Genomic DNA, 17,591 nt, shown 5'->3' with positions numbered 1-17,591 from the left:
CCCCCCCCCCCCCCCCCCCCCCCCCCCCCCCCCCCCCCCCCCCCCCCCCCCCCCCCCCCCCCCCCCCCCCCCCCCCCCCCCCCCCCCCCACCGCGGCGCACGGCCGTTCAGCCGCAGGTGCCGCTCAGCCGCTGCAGTCCCTCGTTGCGCACCGCCGACAGCAGGAACTCCACCAGCTGCTCGTTGGTGATCCGCTCGGGCCGGTCCAGGGTGACCGTCAGGGCGTGGCTCTTGCCGCCGGCCCAGGAGGGACGGCGGGTCAGGAGCTCCGGCCGGGCGCAGGAGATCACGAACAGCGGTCCCTCGCCCGTGGACTCGACCAGGTCCTCGACCGCGTCCAGGGTCATGTCCGGGGCGAGGTGCAGGTCGTCGAGGCACAGCACGAGGGGGCGGCGCTGCACGGCGAGCCGGAGGAAGTCCCGCCAGGCCTCCAGGACTTCGGCCGGGCGGCACACCTCGCCGAGGGCGGGGGAGCCGGCGGGCGCGAGAAGGGCCCGCAGGCGGGCGAGGCGTTCGCCGGCCGCCGGGTCGGAGAAGTACAGGGCGTGGACCTCGCGCCGCAGGGCCGCGTACGCGGCGGCCGGGTCGTCCTCGGGCCCGATGCCGCAGTAGGAGGCGAGGAGCAGGCCGGGGAGCGTCAGCGGGGAGCGATCGGGGTCCTGCGTGGCGCACGCTGCCAGGACGAGCGGCCCGTCGTGCGGTTCGGCGACCGAGCGGCTCAGCTCGTGCAGCAGCCGGCTCTTCCCGGTGCCGGCCTCGCCGATCACCGTGACCAGGTGGGGCACGGCCCGCTGCCGGGTGCGCTTCACCAGGCCGCGCAGCACGTCCAGTTCGACGGAGAGCTCGCCGAGCCCGGTGCCGTCGGGACCCGTGTCCGCCTTCGCACCCATGGCGGACCAGTACGGTCCCGGTGTGTCGGAACGCTGATAGCGGACGGCGTGCTCGCTCGCGAGCCGGACGGCGTCGTCGACCCGCACCTCGCCCGCCGGCACCCCGCACAGCAGTTCCTGGGCCTCGTCGAGGAACTCGCCGACGACGGCCGGCACCGCGTTCCGGCCGCGCCGGCGCAGCAGCACCTCGCCCGTGGTGACGGTGGCCTGCACCGTCGAGCGCTCCGTCCCGGGCCCCGCCTCGGCCGCGACGACGAGGACGTCACGGATCGCGAGGGCCGCGAGCACGGCCCGGTGCGCGTCGTCCTCGTGCGGGTCGTCGAGCCCGAACAGGCCCACGAGCACGGAGCCGATGGAGGCCGTCACCGTACCGCCGAAGCGCTCGATCTGCTCCCTGACCAGCAGTTCGGCACCGTCGAGGAGGTCGTCGAGCTCCTGGTCGCCGCCGCTGCCGAGGGAAGGCGCGATACGGGTCCGCACGGAGACGGCACAGACCTGGCGGCGCTCGGTGCCGGGCTTGCGCCGCGTGTGCGCGTCCGGGCCGCCGCCCGCGGGGCGCCCCGCCCGGGCGGCGACGGGTACGGCGGCGGGGGCGGCCCGCGTGCCGGCGTCGCCGTTCGCCGGCCGGTCGAGGATGAGCGGGGCCGGCGAGCTGCACAGGACGAGCGTGGGGTCCTGGGTGAGGATCCGCTGCTGCAGAGCCTGGAGACCGTGCCCCGGTTCCAGCCCCAGGTTCTCGACGAGGACGGCCCGTACGCGGCTGTAGACGGCGAGCGCGTCCGCCTGTCGGCCGCACCGGTACAAGGCGACCATCAGCTGACCGCAGGCGCGCTCCCGGAGCGGTTCGGCCCGCACCATCGCCTCCAGCTCCGTGAGGATCTCGTGGTGCCTCCCGCAGGCCAGCTGCGCCTCGGCGTAGTCCTCCATCGCGTCGAGGCGGGCGGCCTCGACCGCCGCCAGCTCGGGCCACTCGACGCCCTTCTCCACCAGGTCGGCGAGGGCGGGCCCGCGCCACAGCGCCAGCGCGTCGCGCAGCACGGTGACCGCGGATTCCGGGGCTCCCGCGGCCAGCCGGTCCCGGCCCCGGCCGACCAGGTCGTGGAAGCGGTGGAGATCCACGTGGCCAGGGTCGACCCGCATCATGTAGCCGGGTGGCTGGGTCAGCAGGGCGGCCGCCTGACCGCTCGTCCCGCAGGCGGAGGACAGCGCCCCGCGCAGTCCGTAGACCGCGTTCTGCAGGATCTTGCGCGCCGTCACCGGGGCGTCCTCCGCCCCCCACAGGGCATTCAGGAGCCGGCTCGTCGGCACCACCTTGTTCGGATGGAGCAGGAGGAAGCCGAGCGTGGCACGCTGCTTCGCGCCGCCGAGCCCCACCGGCCTGCCGTCGTCCAGCACTTCCATCGGACCGAGTAACCGAAACTGCATCGAATCCCCCCACTTTCGCAACCCGTACCAGTCCGTACCAGTCCCGCTGTCTCGGCGGGAGGTGCCCTGTGCTTCCGCTGCGCCACCTGGCCGCCAAGATCCATTGATCAGAATGCGAGATCTTGGTTGAGGCTTGCACAAATCTCGGCCAAGACGACGGAACGGCCTGAGGCCGAGGCTCCCACGGCCGCGCGTACGCCGCGGAATCTGCCGACAGCGTCGAGGAAACCGCTTGTCGGAACGGTCACCGCCGACGGGATCCTCCGGCCGGTGTATACGATCGCCTGCGCTCCCGGGCGTCCGCCGTCGCCGTTCTCCGGCCGGGCGGGGCGGGGGACGGCGGGAAAGGCCCCGGGGAGGGGCGACGACGACGGCGCCGTCGTCCGAAACGGGCCGGCGGACGGGGCCCGGCCGCGCCGGGACCGCGTCGACCAGGAGCGGGGGCGACGGAGCCGGCCCCGGGGCAACGCGACGAAGGACGACGGCGACCGGAGCCCCCTCGCCCTTCACACGGTCCGGCGGCTCGCGGCCGGACGCCCTGGCCTACCGGCGGCTCACCGCAGGGAGCCGGTCAGGGCACCGGTCACCGCCCCGGCGATGGCCGGCAGGTGCCGGTCGAGGTAGAAGTGCCCGCCGGGGAAGACCTTCACCGTGCTGCTCGCGGTGGTGAAGTCACACCAGGCGGAAGCCTGTTCCACCGTCACCACCGGGTCGCTGTCGCCGACGTAGACGCTGAGCGGTATGTCCAGCGGCGGGCCGGGCCGCCACGCGTACCGCCCGACGGCCCGGTAGTCGGCGCGCAGCGCGGGCATGGCCATCTCCCGGAGCTCCGGATCGTCCAGCACCGCCGGAGCCGTCCCGCCGAGCCGCCGCACCGCCGCCAGCACGTCGGCGTCGGTGAACAGCCGGTCGTGCGGGCTGGGGTCGAGGGTCGGGGCACGCCGGCCGGACAGGAACAGCCGCGTCGGCCCGCCGTCCCCCCGCTCCCGCAGCTCCCGGGCGGTCTCGTAGGCGAGGACGGCACCCATGCTGTGCCCGAAGAAGGCGTATGGCCCCGGCAGTTCGCGCCGTATCTCCGTGGCCAGCGCGTCGGCGAGCCTCGTGATGTCGTCGATCGGCGGCTCGTGCCTGCGGTCCTGACGGCCGGGGTACTGGACGGCCAGCACCTCCACGCCGGGGCCGAGCGCGCGGGACAGCGGGACGAAGGCGCTGGCCGCGCCGCCCGCGTGGGGGAAACACACCAGCGTGGCTCGGCCGGGCGACGCGGAGCCCCCTCCGGGAGGAGCAAATCTGCGAAGCCACTCGCTGTCCACGCTCGTTACCCGCCTTCCACGCTCTCTTCCGTCCCCTCGGTGGGCCCGGGCCGCCCCCATCATCCGTCGCGCCGCTCAAGCGGCGCACACACCGCGCACAAATCCCCGGCGTGGGGCGGGAGCGCGAGCGGGGTCGCACCGATCGGCGCGCACACACGGACCACATCGGCGCAGCGGTGGCGGTATCCCCCAGCGCGGCCGCCCGCCCCGGCTCTCCTTCCCCCGAACGGGTCCTGGCCACCGTGCACCACCTGCGGTTCGCCCTGGCCGCGGAACCTCTGGCGGTACCGGGCTTTTTCCGCGTGGCCACTGATCGGGCGACGGCGGCAGGGCCCGCAACGCACGAGGCTCCCGCGCCGTTGAGGGAGGTGTTCGAAGTCACAACCCATTGGCACAGGAGCCTCGTTGGTTCCCTGTCCTGCCTCTCGGCCAGGCGCAGCGGCTCGTCCTGTCCGGCCTCAACCCCGGGGAGGCAGAGTCGCCGGCCGCGGTCCTGGCCTCCGCCTACCAGGCGTTCTACCAGGACGGAGACGTCCGCTCCACCCACGGGCAGGTCATGGCCGCGGTCGAGCAGCTGCGGGAGAGCGGGACCACCGGGCCCGACGAAGTCCTCACCCGGCTGGTGACCCTCCTGCTGGCGATCAGTCAGTACGCCGGGGAACGCGCGACCTGGGAACGCACCCACGGGCTCCTCGCCTCCCTGGGCGACCTCGTCACCGCACGCACCCGGATCTACAGCGCCGCCTGGAGCGACGTGATCCGGCACGGCACCGGATGCGCCGGGGCGGTCGAACGGGCCACCGCGAACCTGCCGGGCCAGGAGCCCTGGGAGGTCACGCGCCTGGCCGTGGCCGCGTACCACCTCGACCTCCTGAGCCGGTACCGCCCCCATCTGCGGCGCGTCGTGGACCGCGAGCTGGAGACCGGGGCCGTGGCCAGCGGCATGGTCATGCTGCACCTGATCATGCTCGACCAGATGGCGGTCGGCGAATGGGACGAGGCCGAGGGCACCGGACAGCGTGTCCTGGACCTGGCGGCCGGGCACGGACACCAACTGTTCGCCGCCCAGAGCCGCGCGTACCTGGCCCAGCTCGCGGCGGTGCGCGGGCAGGCCGGGCGGGCGCGGGACCTGCAGGCCGAGGTGGACGCCTGGGCGCGACCACGCGGACTGGGGTTCCTCACCCAGATCGCCGACGCCGCCGGCGCGGCCGCCGCGCTGAGCGCCGGCGACTACGAGGCCGCGTACCTGTACGCCATCGGCATCACGCCGCCGGGCACCTTCAAGCCCTACACGTATCAGGCCCCGCGCACCCTGCTCGACCTCGTCGAGGCCGCCCGGCACACCGGACGCGCCGAGCAGGCCCGGGCCCACGCCCTCGCCGCGCGCGACGCCGGACTGCCGGAGGTGTCACCCCGCCTGGCGCTGGTCACCCATGGCGCCCTGGCGATGACCGCTGACGGCGAGCCGGAGGCGGCCGAGATGTTCGCGCGCGCCGAATCGCACCCCGACGCCGCCCGCTTCCCGTTCGAGCTGGCCCGGATCCGGCTGGCACACGGCATACGGGTGCGCCATGTCCAAGGCCGGGCGGCGGCAGGGAAGTTCCTCGTCCCGGCGGCCGAGGCGTTCGAGCGGCTCGGCGCAGCCGGCTGGGCCGAGCGGGCCCGGGCCGAACTGCGTGCCGCCCAGGCCCCACCGCGTGCACCGACGCCGAAGCAGGCTCCGTTGACCTGGCAGGAACGCCGGATCGCCGATCTGGCAGCCGGCGGCCTGACCAACAAGGAGATCGGCAAGCGGATGCACCTGTCGCCGCGCACCGTCGGTTCGCACCTGTACCGCGTCTTCCCCAAGCTGGGCATCACCACCAGGGCGGGGCTCCGCGACGCCCTGACCCGGACCGAGGAGGTCCCGCGAGGTGAACCGTTCCACCAGGCCCTCCGGCACGAACCGTGAAACCACGCACCGTGGATGAGGACCACGGGAGTTCGCATCACGGCCAGGCCTTCCGATTGCGTACGACGAACCACCGCCGCCCCCATGGCAGCCCTTCAAGCGTCGTTGGCCGCCGGCGCGGCGACAACAGTCGGATGACTGCATGCGGACCGGCTGACGTTCCGCGTGTCTCGGCGTCATGTGACAGATGCGCTCCGACGGGGGCCGGAACGACAGTGGAGCGTCAGCAGGTTTCTAGGAGGACCAGACGTGATCAGCAGGCGTACGTTCACCAAGGCGGTCGGTCTCGGCGCGGGCGCCACGGCCGTGTCCCTCGGCGCCGCGCCCGCGGCTGTCGGGGCCGCCTCCGGCAGACCGGAGCGGCCCGGCCGCCCCGCCCCGGTCATCCCGGCCATCGCCCCGGGCACGCACACCGCGTTCACCGACCTCAAGCAGGCCCGCGCCGGCGTGCTCGACGTCGGCTACGCCGAGGCCGGCCCCCGGCACGGCCCCGTGGTCATCTGCCTGCACGGCTGGCCGTACGACATCCACAGCTACGTCGATGTGGCCCCGCTTCTGGCCGCCGCCGGCTACCGGGTGATCGTGCCGTACCTGCGCGGCCACGGCACCACCAGCTTCCTGTCGGTCGAGGAGAGACCGGCGCCGCCCCCGACCCGGGCGGTCGATGTCCACGACCCCGAGAGCCTGGGGTGCGCTTCTCCTGCCTGGCAGTGGATCTGGGCCTGTGACGGGCGGGCTGCCGCATCACGCCGTGCTTCCGTAGGCGTTCGACGGGTTCGGCGGGTTCGGCGGTCATCGGCCGGGGAGGACGCCGTCGAGCTCCCGGCGGGATGAGACCCCCAGCTTGGCGAACATCTTGCGCAGGTGCCACTCGACCGTGCGGGGGCTGAGGAACAGCTGCGCGCCGATCTCCGCGTTCGAATGTCCGCCGACCACGAGCCGGGCGATCCGGGTCTCCTGCGGTGTCAGGACCGGCGCGCCGACGGTCCGCCTGCGGACGGTCTCGCCCGTGGCGAGCAGTTCCCGCCGGGCCCGTTCCGCGAACGCCTCCATGCCCATCGTCGCGGACGCCTCGTGCGCCGCCCGCAGCTCGAGGCGGGCTTCGGCCCGCCTGTTCCGGCGGCGCAGCCATTCTCCGAACAGCAGCCGGCTCCGGGCCTCGTACACGCCGAGCCCGCCCCGGCCGAAGTGGTCGATCGCCTCGCGGTAACGGTCTTCGGCCCGCTCGGGTGCTCCGGCGAGCGCGTCGGCGACCGCGTGTGCGCCGAGTGCCCAGGGCGTGCCGGCCCGGCTCCACGCGGCCAGCCGTTCGCGGGCCTGTGCCGCCACGGCCGCATCGCCCGCCCGGGTCGCGGCCTCGACCAGCTCGCCGGCCGTCCAGTGGTGTACGACGAGGTCCTGATACTCCAGGCCGCGGAGCGCGGCTTCCTTCGCCAACGGATAGTTGCCCAGGCCGTTGTGGAGCACCGCCCGCGCACACGCCGCCATGCCGATCAGCCGGCCCAGGCCGCGCTGCTCGCCATCCCGCTCCGTGGCCTCGACCAGTTCCAGAGCCGAACGCTGCCGCCCCTGGTACGCGCCGATCAGGGCCGTCGTGGCCGCGCGCGTCGCCAAGCCCGTGGCTTCCTCGGCGGCCGCGGCCCCGGCCAGCAGATCCCAGGCCTCCGACAAACGCCCCGTGTAGCACAGCGAGGCGGCCTGGTAGGGCAACGCCGTCGAGAGGATCGACAGTGCGCCCGTCGTCCGGGCGAAGCGGACGGCCCGGTCCGTGATGTCCAGCCACGCCTGGAGGTCGCCCAGCTCCACGGCCGCGTTCGCGGCCGGCCACAGGCCGGCCAGACCGTCATCGTCGCTGAAGCAGCGCAGTGCACGCGCCAGCAGCGGGAAGGCCGCGACGGGCCCGTCGACGGTCCACGTGACCAGTGCGCGCAGGAAGGCCCCCGCCGTGTCGTCCCCGGGCGGGAGGTCGCGGGCGGCCTCGGCGGCCCGCCCCAGCCCGCCCTCGTCTAGCCGGCCGGCCCACATGGCCGCGCCGAACGCCGAGAGGCAGGTCTCCCGCGCGGCGGCCGGGTCGAGCTCCCTGAACCTGCCCGCCGCCGCGAGCAGGGGCTGTACCGCGCCGAGCCCGGGGTTGGTCATGTACGAGGCCCTGGCCCGCAGCCGGGCCGCGTCGGCCTGCTGCAGCTGGTCCAGTGGCCCCAGCTCGGCGGCGGCGAGCAGGTCGGGCACGCGGGCCGGCGCGGCCGCGTCGAGATGGGCCCCCGCGGCCGCCAGCGCCCGCCGTGCCCGTTCCTTCGGGTCGGGGCTGAGAGCCGCGGCGCGTTCCAGGAACGCGGCGGCCGCCGCCCTGCCGCCTCGCGCCAGGGCCCGGTCGGCCGAACGCTCCAGCGAGGCGGCCACCCGCTCGTTGGGCCCGACCGTCGAGTGCGCCTGGTGCCAGGCGCGCCGGTCGGGGTCGCGTTCGGCGTCGGTGGCCTCGGCGAGCGCGCCGTGCACCGCGCGCAGCGCGGCGCCGTCGGCGGTCCGCCAGACGGCCGAGCGGACCAGCGGATGCCGGAATCGGACCGGGGCACCCCACGTGAGCAGCCCGGCGGTCTCGGCCGGGGCCGCGGCGTCGGGCCCGATGCCGAGCATGCGCAGGGCACGCCACAGCAGCAGCTCGTCGCCGACCGGCTCGACGGCCGCGAGCAGCAACAATGTGCGGGTGTCCGCGGGCAGCGCGTCGACACGCCGGCGGAAACCCTCCTCGACCCGGGTTGCCAGCGGAGCGGCTCCGGGCCCGCCGAAGCCGAACGCCAGCTCCGTCGGCGACAGCCCTCGGGGCAGTTCGAGCAGCGCGAGCGGATTGCCGCCGGTCTCGGCGACGATCCGGTCCCGCACGCGCGCGTCGATCGGCCCGGGCAGCGCATCGTCGAGCAGGGCCCGGGCGTCGGCATCGGCCAACCCCCGCACGGGAAGGTCCGGCAGACCGGAAAGGGCCCCGTCGGCTTCGTCAACCTCATCGGCTCGTTCGGCGAAGATCAGCGCCACCGACTCGGCGTCCAGCCGGCGGCCGGCGAACGCCAGGATCCGAAGGGACATCAGATCCAGCCACTGCGCGTCGTCGACCAGGCACACCAGCGGGGACTCGGCCGCGGCCTCGGCGAACAGGCCGAGGACCGCCATTCCGAGCAGCAGCAGCTCCGGCGGCGGGCCGGCACTCAGGCCGAAAGCGATCCGCAGCGCGTCCTGCTGCACGTGCGGCAGCCCGCCGAGATGCGACAGCAGCGGAGCGCACAGGCGTTGCAGGCCCGAGTACGCGAAGTCGGACTCGGCTTCGGCCCCCTCCGTACGCACGATGCGCATCTGCCCCGCCCGTGCCGCCACATGGTCGAGCAGCGCCGATTTTGCCGATGCCCGCCTGGCCGCGCAGTACCAGCACCCTTCTGTGGCCGTCGCGCACCTCACGCAGCAGGCGGTCCAGCGCCTCCGATTCCCGGTACCGCCCGAGCAGTCGGCCCTTCACGTCTCGCACTGCGTGCTGTCCTCCGGCGCGTGTCCCTGGGCAGGTCCCCCCTCCCCGCGGGGAGTTCGTCCCATCCTACGAACATCGGGCCGAACCAAGATCCTTTAGGGTGGGAAACCCGCCACCCGTACTCAGCGTCAGACGACGGTGAGCGGCGCCCGCTCCCGCAGCCGGTTCGGCAGCCGGTTCGGCAGCGGCCACAAGGGCTTCGACCCCGACGCCGCAGCCGCGCCCGCAGAGGTCATCACCTTCTCCGCCAAGGCCGAGGCCTCCAACCTCGCGGCCCTGGCCGTCCGCCGGCCCGCGACCTGAGCCCGAACACCGCCCACCACCAACCCCCCGTCCATCACCGGCCGGTCACCGCACTAGACTCCGCAGCAGCGGGACCGCGCGGTCCCGCAGGGTGCGGGGCTGTGGCAGAGCGGTCCATTGCGATCCCGGACACCGGAGGTCCCTGGTGCCCGGGACTAGTGGCCGATCGCCGGACCTGGCTGTCGGCCCCGCGGGTTCGAATCCCGTCGGCCCGCACCCGAACCGCCCGCCCCAGGCTGCGCAGCCGACTCGCTCGAGGGGTTCCGGCCGGCATCCGCCCTCGGCTCAAGCCGGAGCCTCGGTGCGGCCGGTCGGACGATGCCGCCCGGACGAGCAAGTGCGCGGCATTGACAGAGCCTGCGGGCACATGCGACAAAGACCCCACGCCCTGAGGCTGTCCGATGACCGTTTCGCCCCAGCCCAGTGCTGTTCGGAGATTCTGACCGGGCCGGACGGCCCCGCGAAGTCCACCCTCGCCGCGACCAGCACCGCGGCGGTGCGACTCACCTACCTGAATCATGATGATCGGACCTGAACTTGACCCCTACGCCCGGATCACGCGTGCCCGGCCGGACCTGGACGGTCCGCCTCACCGGCCACTCCGACCACAGCGCCACCGTCACCTGCAGCACCGAAGCCTGCCGCATGCCGCCCCGCTCCAAGGACACCGCGGCCCTGAAGCGCTTCGCCGCGGAGCACGCCAAGGCCCACGCCCGCCTGGCCGTTGTCCGCCCCCATGCGGCCTGCGCCTGCCGGGCCACCCAGTGCGCACTGCACGACACCCGCGCCCTGTGCAGCGGCTCCACACTCCTGGTTCTGGTCCACAACCCGGCCGTGGGACAGGTCTGGACGCTGGCCGAGGTGTGCCAGGCCTGCGCTCCCCTCATCCCGCACACCTCCGTCCTCGGCCGGGCACAGCGCCCGGCCCCGGCCGCGGCCATCCCTGCGCCTGCCACCGCGCAGGCTCCCGCAGTCGTTCCGGGCGGGTTCTCCTCCCCGCAGGCCGCTCCGGAGGCATCTGCGAGCCGGCGACGCCCGCGACGTTCTGCGCGCCCTCGCCGAACGGCCTGACCACCGCCCGGAGGCCGGAGCCATCGGCGTCCAGCCGATCACCACCAGGGCCTGCGCAGACGATCACAGGGGAGGCGCGAGCACGAAAGGCAAGGGGATGGCCGGTGGGCGTGCTCTCACTGCCCGACGACCCCACGGAATCCGGACGTTCGCCCGTGCGGAGCCCAGCCTCGAGGACGATCCCGTGCACGTCCTAGGGTTGCCTCATGGATCTTCAGGGCGAACTGCTGGAACACCCGTACTCCGTCTACGAGCGGCTGCGGCACACCGCACCCGTGTGCCGCATCACGGGCACCGACGGCACACCGGCATGGCTCATCACGCGCTACGACGACGTACGGGCCGCCCTCGCCGACCCCCGACTGTCCCTGGACAAGACCAACGCCGCCGAGGGCAGCTACCGCGGCTTCGCCCTGCCCCCCGCCCTCGACGCGAACCTGCTCAACATGGACCCGCCGGACCACACCCGCATCCGCAAGCTCGTCGGCCGCGCCTTCACCCCGCGCCGAACCGAACAGCTCCGCACGCCCATCCGCGCAACGGCGGACCGCCTTCTCGACGCTCTCGGCCCGGCCGGAACCGCGGATCTGGTGGCCGCCTACGCAGCCCCCCTGCCGATCACCGTCATCTGCGACCTGCTCGGCATTCCCGAAGACCGCCGCCTCGACTTCCGCACCTGGACCGACGCCCTCGTCGTCCCGGACCCGAACCGGCCGCAGGACGCGAAGGAAGCGGTGGTGGCGATGCTCGGATTCTTCACCGAACTCATGGCGCACAAGCGGAGCCGGCCCGCCGACGACCTGCTGTCCGACCTGATCGCGGTCCGGGACGGCGACGGGGACCGCCTCAGCGAAGACGAGCTGATGTCCCTCGCCTTCCTCATCCTCTTCGCCGGATACGAGAACACCGTCCAGCTCATCGGCAACGCCATCCACACCCTCCTTGCGCACCCCGAGCACCTGGACCTGCTCCGCAAGGACCCCTCCCGGCTCCCGGCCGCCGTCGAGGAACTCGCACGGTACGAAGGCCCCGCCCTCCTCGCCATCCGCCGCTTCCCGACCGAGGACGTCACCATCGCAGGCGTCACGATCCCGGCAGGGGAGACCGTCCTGCTGTCCCTGTCCGCGGCCAACCGCGACCCGGCACGCTTCTCCCGCCCCGACGTCCTCGACTTCGACCGCGACACCGCCGGCCACGTCGCGCTCGGCCACGGCATCCACTACTGCCTCGGCGCCCCCCTGGCCCGCGCCGAAACCGAGATCGCCCTCGCCGCCCTCCTGGAGCGCTACCCCACCCTCGAACCCGCAGGCCCCGCTCCCCACTGGCGCCGGTCACTGCGCGCCCGCGGGCTGACCTCACTTCCGGTCCGCTACGACGCCGAGTAAGGCGTGCCGACCGACACCCGACTTGGCGCGCGAACGGGCCGGGGGTGCTGGTGCTCTCCGCCGGTTCACCCCGACCAACAGATCGAAGCAGTTCCGAAGTTCGGTCCCTTCAGTACCTGCTCGGAATACGAAGTCCCGGCCCGCGCCAGGGCGTCCAGCGCCTGCATGGTGGTCAGCGGCCGCGCCCGCTCGGCGGCCAGCCGGCATCCTCGGCATGGACGGTTGCAGCGCGTCCGCGGGTACGTCCGTCCAGGAGCCACGCCCACCGGGCAGCGGGGCCACGGTGGCAGGGCGGCGGTGGGTGGCACCTGATGCAGCTCGCTCCATTGCCGCTCAGTTGGCAGGCGTGAACCCTTCGGACTGGTCGAGGTGGAAGGGCGGGCCGGGCTTCTCGGGTGTCCAGCCTCTGGCTCGGGCCATGCGGACCGCGGCGGCCACCGCGGCGGGAAGGACGGCGCGAGCGGGGAGACCAAGCCAGTTGCTCGGGTGGGGCTGATTCGTGGTGACCACCAATGTGGTGCCCGGCGTCTCGTCGTGTTCGACCGCGTAGGCGAGTGGTCGCCAGGCCAGAGCGCGGGCGTAGGTCGCCCGTCCACGGACCGTCCATCTGTAGGTGACGCCGTCGACGCCTATGCGCCGCGAGCCCTTTCTGGCGAGTGCCATGACCTCCCCTCCTCCTTCTCCCGATGGGACAGTATTCAGGGAGGCCCACCACTGTGTCGTGCGCGTTCCTGTCAGTCCTTGCGGTCCGCTCCCGTCCAGACCGTGACGTCCAGGGTGGTGTACGTGCTGGGGTCGCCCTTCGGCGAGCTGCCCTTGTAGGGGATCACCGCGATGGTCCCGTTGTTTGTTTTTACGCACATGCGAACTCCCTTCGAAAATGCCTCGGTGGGGATGCGGGTGGCGAAGCGGGTCTCCTGGCGACAAGCCCGGAGAGAGCCGTCGGAGCTGCTGTCGAGCCGTGCGAGTTTGGCGCCGAAGGTGCGAATTCGCAGCTTCCGAAGCCGCAGGAGTAGGGGACGTCGGCGAACTTCAGGTGGTAGCCCGACGTGAGCTTGATGTCCGTGTACGTCCCGGGCTGCGGATCGGGGGCGGGGCGGTGTCTTCGCGGAAGCGCTCGCGTCGCCGCCGGCGGCCGACAGCCGGCCGGCCACTGGGTTTCGGATCCGTACGGTGCGTGCTTCGGAGGAAGCGGGCGGCGATACCCCCTGCCCGTCCATTACTGATCACGCCCACGGCTGCTCGAATTCTTCCAGAAATGCGTTCGAATTTCTGACCCCACGGTGTGGTGCTCCCGCGAAAGCGCCAGTCACTGCAGTTCGACGCCGTTATGCTCCCGCCACCTGTCATAAGATCCGCTCTTTCGATGGTTCGAGGACTGATGGCGCAAGAAACCTATCCACCTGGAGCTCCCCGCTCTGCGCCGGGTACACGTTGGACGCTGCTCGCGATCTCCGGACTTGCCGGCGTCTGCCTGACCGGGGCCCTCGCGGCCTCACCGGACGGCCTCCTCACCGTCTGGATCGCCGGGGCGGCGACCTGCACCGCCGGGGCCGTCGGCGAGGCGCTGCGACGCGGTCGTGCGCTCGCGGCGCGGCACGTCGAGGTCGCCGCCCTCCGGCACGTCACCTCCCGGCAGGAGGCCGCGGCCGTGCACCTGGCCGAGGCGGTGATGACCGAGGCGATCCAACGCCTGCGCCGGGGCGAGTTGCCCGAAGAGGTACTGAGCTCACTGGGCGGACGCGACGGTCACGTCACCCAGTGGGACGACGATCCCGCCCTCACCCCCCGGTTCAGATCCGCGCTCCAGGCCGTGGTGGCCGCCGCCGTCGAAGCCGTCGACAACGAGGAAAGTCTGCGCGACTCCGCCCAGCGGGCCTTCGTCAACCTCGCCCGCCGCGTGCAGGCCCTCGTCCACCAGCAGGCGTACGAAATGCGGGAGATGGAGGACCGGCACGGCCGGAACCCCGACGTCTTCGGCGACCTGCTGCGCCTGGACCACGGAGCTGCCCTGATCGGCCGCCTTGCCGACTCCATCTCGGTCCTCGGCGGGGCCCGGCCCGGCCGCCAGTGGAGCCGGGCCGTCACGCTGTACAGCGTCCTGCGCGGCGCGATGTCCCGGATCATGGACTACCAGCGGGTGGAACTGCACTCCGTCGCCGAGGTCGCCATCATCGGCCCCGTGGTGGAGCCCCTGATCCACGTCCTCGCAGAGCTCTTGGACAACGCCACCCGCTACTCGCCGCCGCACACGCGCGTTCACCTGACGGCCGTGGAGGTGCAGTCGGGCGTCGCCGTGGAGATCGAGGACGGCGGAGTCAACATGAGCGAGGAGGCCCGCAAGCGGGCCGAGAACATGCTCGCGCGGGCGCAGACGGGCATCGACCTCAACGACCTGGGCGAGACACCCCGGCTCGGCCTGGCCGTCGTCGGCCGTCTGGCGCAGGCGTACGGCTTTCAGGTGTCCCTGCGTTCCTCCGCGTACGGTGGCGTGCGAGCCGTGGTCGTCGTACCGCAGCACCTGGTCACCACGGCCTCGGCCGCCACCGGCGTCGCCCACGGCATCGGCTCCTCCTCGGGTCCGCGGGCCACGCCTGCCGCCCGCGAGTACCCCACCGAACACGCCGTGCCGCGCCGTGCTCCCGTGCCCGAACCCGGCTCGGCGCCCCGGCCGGGTCCGGCTGCGCCCGTCACGGCCCCGCCCGTCTCCGGACGAACTGCCGGCGGACGAACCGCCGGCGGACTGCCGCAGCGCCGCCGCAAGGACCGCGTCACCGCCCCCGAGGCGCCGCCGGCCACCGGTTCGCAGACCGCCCCGGGCGCTGGCCCCGGTATGTGGCTGGAGGCGTTCCACAGCGGCCTGTCGGGCCAGACCGGCCAGGCCGGCCAGGGCGGGGACGCGGCGGACTCGGGCTCAGTGACGAAGGGACGTATGCAATCGTGATGACACAGCGAAGCAGCCTGGACTGGATGCTCAACGACCTGGCCGCCGGAGTTCCGCAGACGCGGCACGTGATCGTGCTCTCCGCGGACGGCCTGTGCGTGGCCCAGTACGGCGCCGACACGGACACGGCCGACCGGCTGGCAGCGGCCTGCGCGGGTCTGCAGAGCCTTGCCACGGCAGTCGCCGCGGAGTTCCCGTACTCCGAGGGCCGCATGCGGATGGTCGTGATCGAAATGGACGGCGGGTTCTTCTACCTCATGGCCGCCGGTGACGGCTCCTACCTGGCCGTCCTCGCCGACGAGGGCGTCGATGCGGGGCTCATGGGCGCGCAGATGCGCAACCTGGTCAAGCGGATGGGAGAACACCTGGGCAGTCCGCCCCGTCATGACGGGCAGGTCACGTGAGTGGACCATCCGCTGACTGGGAGGACGGCGGCCCGGAACGGCTCTACGTCATCACCGGGGGGCGCAGCGAACCGTCCCTCGAGGCGCACCTCGACCTCGTGACCCTCGTCGTCGCCACCGCACCCCCCCGGCCCGAACTGCAGCCCGAGCACGCCGCGATCCTGCGGCTGTGCCAGGCACCCCTGTCACTGGCGGAGCTCTCGGCGTACGCCGGTCTCCCCGTGAGCGCGGTGACCGTGCTGGTGGGGGACCTGCTGGCCGCCAAGCGCGTTCGCGTACGCCCACCCGTCCCCGCCGCTCAGCTCCCCGACCCGGCTCTGCTCGAGGCTGTGATCAATGGACTTCAGAAGCTCTGACCCGTCCGCCTCGGCGCGGAGCGTGGACCCGCTCAAGCAGACGGTGAAGGCCGCTGTCAAGGTCGTCATCGTCGGTGGGTTCGGGGTCGGAAAGACGACGATGGTCGGTGCGGTCAGCGACATCAAACCCCTGACGACCGAAGAGACCATGACCCGAGCCGGCATCGGCATCGACGACACCAGCGGCATCGCCGGCAAGACCACCACGACCGTGGCCATGGACTTCGGCCGCATCGGCATCAACGACGAACTCGTCCTCTACCTGTTCGGAACGCCCGGTCAGGAGCGGTTCTGGTTCCTGTGGCGCGGCCTGTTCGAGGGAGCGCTCGGAGCCGTCGTGCTCCTGGACACCAGGCGACTGGCGAACAGCTTCGACGTGATCGGTCGACTGGAGGAATGGGGCCTGCCGTTCGTCGTGGCCGTCAACTCCTTCCCCGACGCCCCCCGGCATTCACTCGACGAGATCCGCCAAGCCCTCGATCTGCCCCCTCACGTCCCCGTCCTCGACTGCGACGCACGCCGGCGGGACTCGTCCCGCGACGTCCTGTTGACCCTCATGCGCTACCTGCACGCCCAGGCAGCAACCCCGGAGGCAATGTGAACACCCACCCCACCCCGCCGCCCCAGTGCCCGGCCCATGCCGCCGGTGACCTGCCCGGCAGCCTGTACCGGCTGCACGGGCCGGAGGCGGAAGCCGACCCCATGGGACTGTACGAGAAACTGCGGGCCGAGTACGGGCCGGTGGCCCCCGTGCTGGTCAGCGGCGACCTCCCCGCATGGCTGGTCCTCGGGCACCGGGAGAACCTGGACGTGGCGCGCACCGCATCCCGGTTCGCCCGCGACCCGCGCGGCTGGCGTGACATGCTCGAAGGCCGCGTACCCCCCGACACCCCGCTGGGCCCCATGGTCACCTGGGTACCGGTGTGCAACTTCACCGACGGCCCGACCCACGAGCGGCTGCGCTCGGCCGTGGTGCAGGGTCTGGAACGCTTCGACAAGCGGGGCATCCGCCGCTACGTGACCCGCTTCGCGAACCAGCTCGTCGACCAGATCGCCGGAGTCGGCCAGGCCGACCTGGTATCCGCTTTCTCCGACCAGCTCCCCATGCTGGTGATGACCCAGCTCGTCGGGGCACCCGACGAGCACGGACCCCGCCTGGTGAACGCGGCCCGCGACATGCTGCAGGGGACCGAGACGGCCCTGCAGAGCGACCGCTACGTCACCGAGACGCTGGAGCAGCTGGTACGGGAGAGGAAGATCCACCCGGGCCGCGACCTCGCCACCTGGCTGCTGGCCCACCCGGCGGACCTCAGTGACACCGAGGTGCTCATGCACCTGCGCGTCGTCCTGATCGCGGCATACGAGACCACCGCCAACCTGATCGCCAACACGCTCCGCACGGTGCTGACCGACCAGCGGTTCCGGGCCAGCCTCTCCGGCGGCCACATGACCCTGCCCGACGCCATCGAGCAGGTCCTGTGGGACGATCCGCCGATCAACGCGGTGATCGGACGCTGGGCCACCGGGGACACGGTGCTGGGCGGCCGCCAGATCAAAGCCGGCGACATGCTCCTGCTCGGCCTGGCTGCCGCCAACGCGGATCCGAGCATCCGCCCCGACCCCGAGACCTCCGTGCGGGGCAATCGCTCGCACCTGGCGTTCAGCAGCGGGCCGCACGAATGCCCGGGCCAGGACATCGGCCGCGCCATCGCCGACACCGGCATCGAAGTGCTGCTGGACCGACTGCCCGACATCGAACTCGCCGTTCCGGAGGGCGAGTTGCGGTGGCGGGGGACGCTGATGTCGCGCCACCTGCTGTCCCTGCCCGTACGGTTCACCCCGCGCCCTCCCCGCACCCCGCACCCGGAGGAGCCGTCCGGCCGTCCGGCGGTGTACCCGCCGGTGTCGGCCGCAGCCCCGGTTCCGGCACCCCGCCGCCCCGTCCGGGCCGGGCGGGGGAGACTGTCGGCCTGGTGGCGCCGCCTGCTGGGATCCCGCTGAGGGACGGCCGTTGCGGCAGGGCCCCGGCCACACC

General features: G+C 73.1%; 13 protein-coding genes and 2 pseudogenes. 10 read left to right on the top strand and 5 right to left on the bottom strand.

The genetic code is table 11. The features are described from left to right. Positions 1–107: 107 nt before the first annotated feature. On the bottom strand, positions 108–2,291 hold the full coding sequence (locus tag AC068A_RS17180; RefSeq protein WP_478585666.1) for a BTAD domain-containing putative transcriptional regulator: 2,184 nt from the start codon (positions 2,289–2,291) through the stop codon (positions 108–110). Between the two features lie 578 nt (positions 2,292–2,869). Beyond that, positions 2,870–3,556, bottom strand: a complete 687-nt coding sequence (locus tag AC068A_RS17175; RefSeq protein ID WP_478585664.1) for a thioesterase II family protein — start codon at positions 3,554–3,556, stop codon at positions 2,870–2,872. Positions 3,557–4,052: 496 nt separating this feature from the next. Here AC068A_RS17175 and AC068A_RS17170 point away from each other — a divergent pair. Then, positions 4,053–5,579: pseudogene (locus tag AC068A_RS17170) on the top strand (LuxR C-terminal-related transcriptional regulator); the annotation flags it as partial. Between the two features lie 249 nt (positions 5,580–5,828). Next, positions 5,829–6,248: pseudogene (locus AC068A_RS17165) on the top strand (alpha/beta fold hydrolase); the annotation flags it as partial. A gap of 123 nt (positions 6,249–6,371) precedes the next feature. Here the strand turns inward: AC068A_RS17165 and AC068A_RS17160 are convergent. After that, entirely contained in the window at positions 6,372–8,915 is a 2,544-nt protein-coding gene (locus AC068A_RS17160) for a LuxR C-terminal-related transcriptional regulator (RefSeq protein WP_478585662.1), read from the bottom strand. Positions 8,916–9,231: 316 nt separating this feature from the next. Between AC068A_RS17160 and AC068A_RS17155 the strand changes: the two genes are divergently transcribed. The 3 genes from AC068A_RS17155 to AC068A_RS17145 all read left to right on the top strand — a co-directional run bounded on the left by AC068A_RS17155 (position 9,232) and on the right by AC068A_RS17145 (position 11,852). Further along, positions 9,232–9,396: a hypothetical protein gene (locus AC068A_RS17155; protein ID WP_478585660.1), complete on the top strand. Its 165-nt coding sequence runs from the start codon at positions 9,232–9,234 to the stop codon at positions 9,394–9,396. Positions 9,397–9,957: 561 nt separating this feature from the next. Continuing rightward, positions 9,958–10,467 (top strand): hypothetical protein, encoded by a 510-nt coding sequence (locus AC068A_RS17150; protein WP_478585658.1) that lies wholly within the window; start codon positions 9,958–9,960, stop codon positions 10,465–10,467. Between the two features lie 206 nt (positions 10,468–10,673). Then, entirely contained in the window at positions 10,674–11,852 is a 1,179-nt protein-coding gene (locus AC068A_RS17145) for a cytochrome P450 family protein (RefSeq protein ID WP_478585656.1), read from the top strand. A 333-nt stretch (positions 11,853–12,185) separates the two neighbouring features. Here AC068A_RS17145 and AC068A_RS17140 read toward each other — a convergent pair whose 3' ends face one another. Both AC068A_RS17140 and AC068A_RS17135 read right to left on the bottom strand, forming a co-directional pair. Continuing rightward, positions 12,186–12,515: a hypothetical protein gene (locus AC068A_RS17140; RefSeq protein ID WP_478585654.1), complete on the bottom strand. Its 330-nt coding sequence runs from the start codon at positions 12,513–12,515 to the stop codon at positions 12,186–12,188. Between the two features lie 71 nt (positions 12,516–12,586). Continuing rightward, positions 12,587–12,715 (bottom strand): hypothetical protein, encoded by a 129-nt coding sequence (locus tag AC068A_RS17135; protein ID WP_478585652.1) that lies wholly within the window; start codon positions 12,713–12,715, stop codon positions 12,587–12,589. 518 nt (positions 12,716–13,233) lie between these two features. Between AC068A_RS17135 and AC068A_RS17130 the strand changes: the two genes are divergently transcribed. Genes AC068A_RS17130 through AC068A_RS17110 form a run of 5 tightly spaced genes read left to right on the top strand, consistent with a single transcriptional unit; the run spans position 13,234 to position 17,557 of the window. Beyond that, positions 13,234–14,796 carry an ATP-binding protein gene (locus AC068A_RS17130; RefSeq protein WP_478585650.1) on the top strand — a complete coding sequence of 521 codons (1,563 nt, stop codon included), beginning with the start codon at positions 13,234–13,236 and terminating at the stop codon, positions 14,794–14,796. Next, complete coding sequence (locus tag AC068A_RS17125) at positions 14,796–15,200, top strand: roadblock/LC7 domain-containing protein (protein WP_478585648.1); 405 nt, start codon at positions 14,796–14,798, stop codon at positions 15,198–15,200. The genes AC068A_RS17130 and AC068A_RS17125 overlap by 1 nt, the downstream gene beginning before the upstream one ends. Further along, positions 15,197–15,556 carry a DUF742 domain-containing protein gene (locus AC068A_RS17120; protein ID WP_478585646.1) on the top strand — a complete coding sequence of 120 codons (360 nt, stop codon included), beginning with the start codon at positions 15,197–15,199 and terminating at the stop codon, positions 15,554–15,556. Before AC068A_RS17125 ends, AC068A_RS17120 begins: the two co-directional genes overlap by 4 nt. Continuing rightward, positions 15,537–16,157 (top strand): GTP-binding protein, encoded by a 621-nt coding sequence (locus AC068A_RS17115; RefSeq protein ID WP_478585644.1) that lies wholly within the window; start codon positions 15,537–15,539, stop codon positions 16,155–16,157. The genes AC068A_RS17120 and AC068A_RS17115 overlap by 20 nt, the downstream gene beginning before the upstream one ends. After that, complete coding sequence (locus AC068A_RS17110) at positions 16,154–17,557, top strand: cytochrome P450 (protein ID WP_478585642.1); 1,404 nt, start codon at positions 16,154–16,156, stop codon at positions 17,555–17,557. The genes AC068A_RS17115 and AC068A_RS17110 overlap by 4 nt, the downstream gene beginning before the upstream one ends. Positions 17,558–17,591: the final 34 nt, after the last annotated feature.

Source organism: Streptomyces sp. NPDC043854, assembly GCF_056436005.1.
The sequence above is the reverse complement of the archived record's forward strand: the minus strand, read 5'-3'. Positions and strand labels throughout refer to the sequence as shown.

Excerpts from the sequence above, each read along its gene's own strand:
- AC068A_RS17125 (WP_478585648.1), top strand. The coding sequence starts at position 14,796 with ATGACACAGCGAAGCAGCCTGGACTGGATGCTCAACGACCTGGCCGCC.
- AC068A_RS17180 (WP_478585666.1), bottom strand. The coding sequence starts at position 2,291 with ATGGAAGTGCTGGACGACGGCAGGCCGGTGGGGCTCGGCGGCGCGAAG.
- AC068A_RS17130 (WP_478585650.1), top strand. The coding sequence starts at position 13,234 with ATGGCGCAAGAAACCTATCCACCTGGAGCTCCCCGCTCTGCGCCGGGT.
- AC068A_RS17135 (WP_478585652.1), bottom strand. The coding sequence starts at position 12,715 with ATGTGCGTAAAAACAAACAACGGGACCATCGCGGTGATCCCCTACAAG.
- AC068A_RS17140 (WP_478585654.1), bottom strand. The coding sequence starts at position 12,515 with ATGGCACTCGCCAGAAAGGGCTCGCGGCGCATAGGCGTCGACGGCGTC.
- AC068A_RS17145 (WP_478585656.1), top strand. The coding sequence starts at position 10,674 with ATGGATCTTCAGGGCGAACTGCTGGAACACCCGTACTCCGTCTACGAG.
- AC068A_RS17115 (WP_478585644.1), top strand. The coding sequence starts at position 15,537 with ATGGACTTCAGAAGCTCTGACCCGTCCGCCTCGGCGCGGAGCGTGGAC.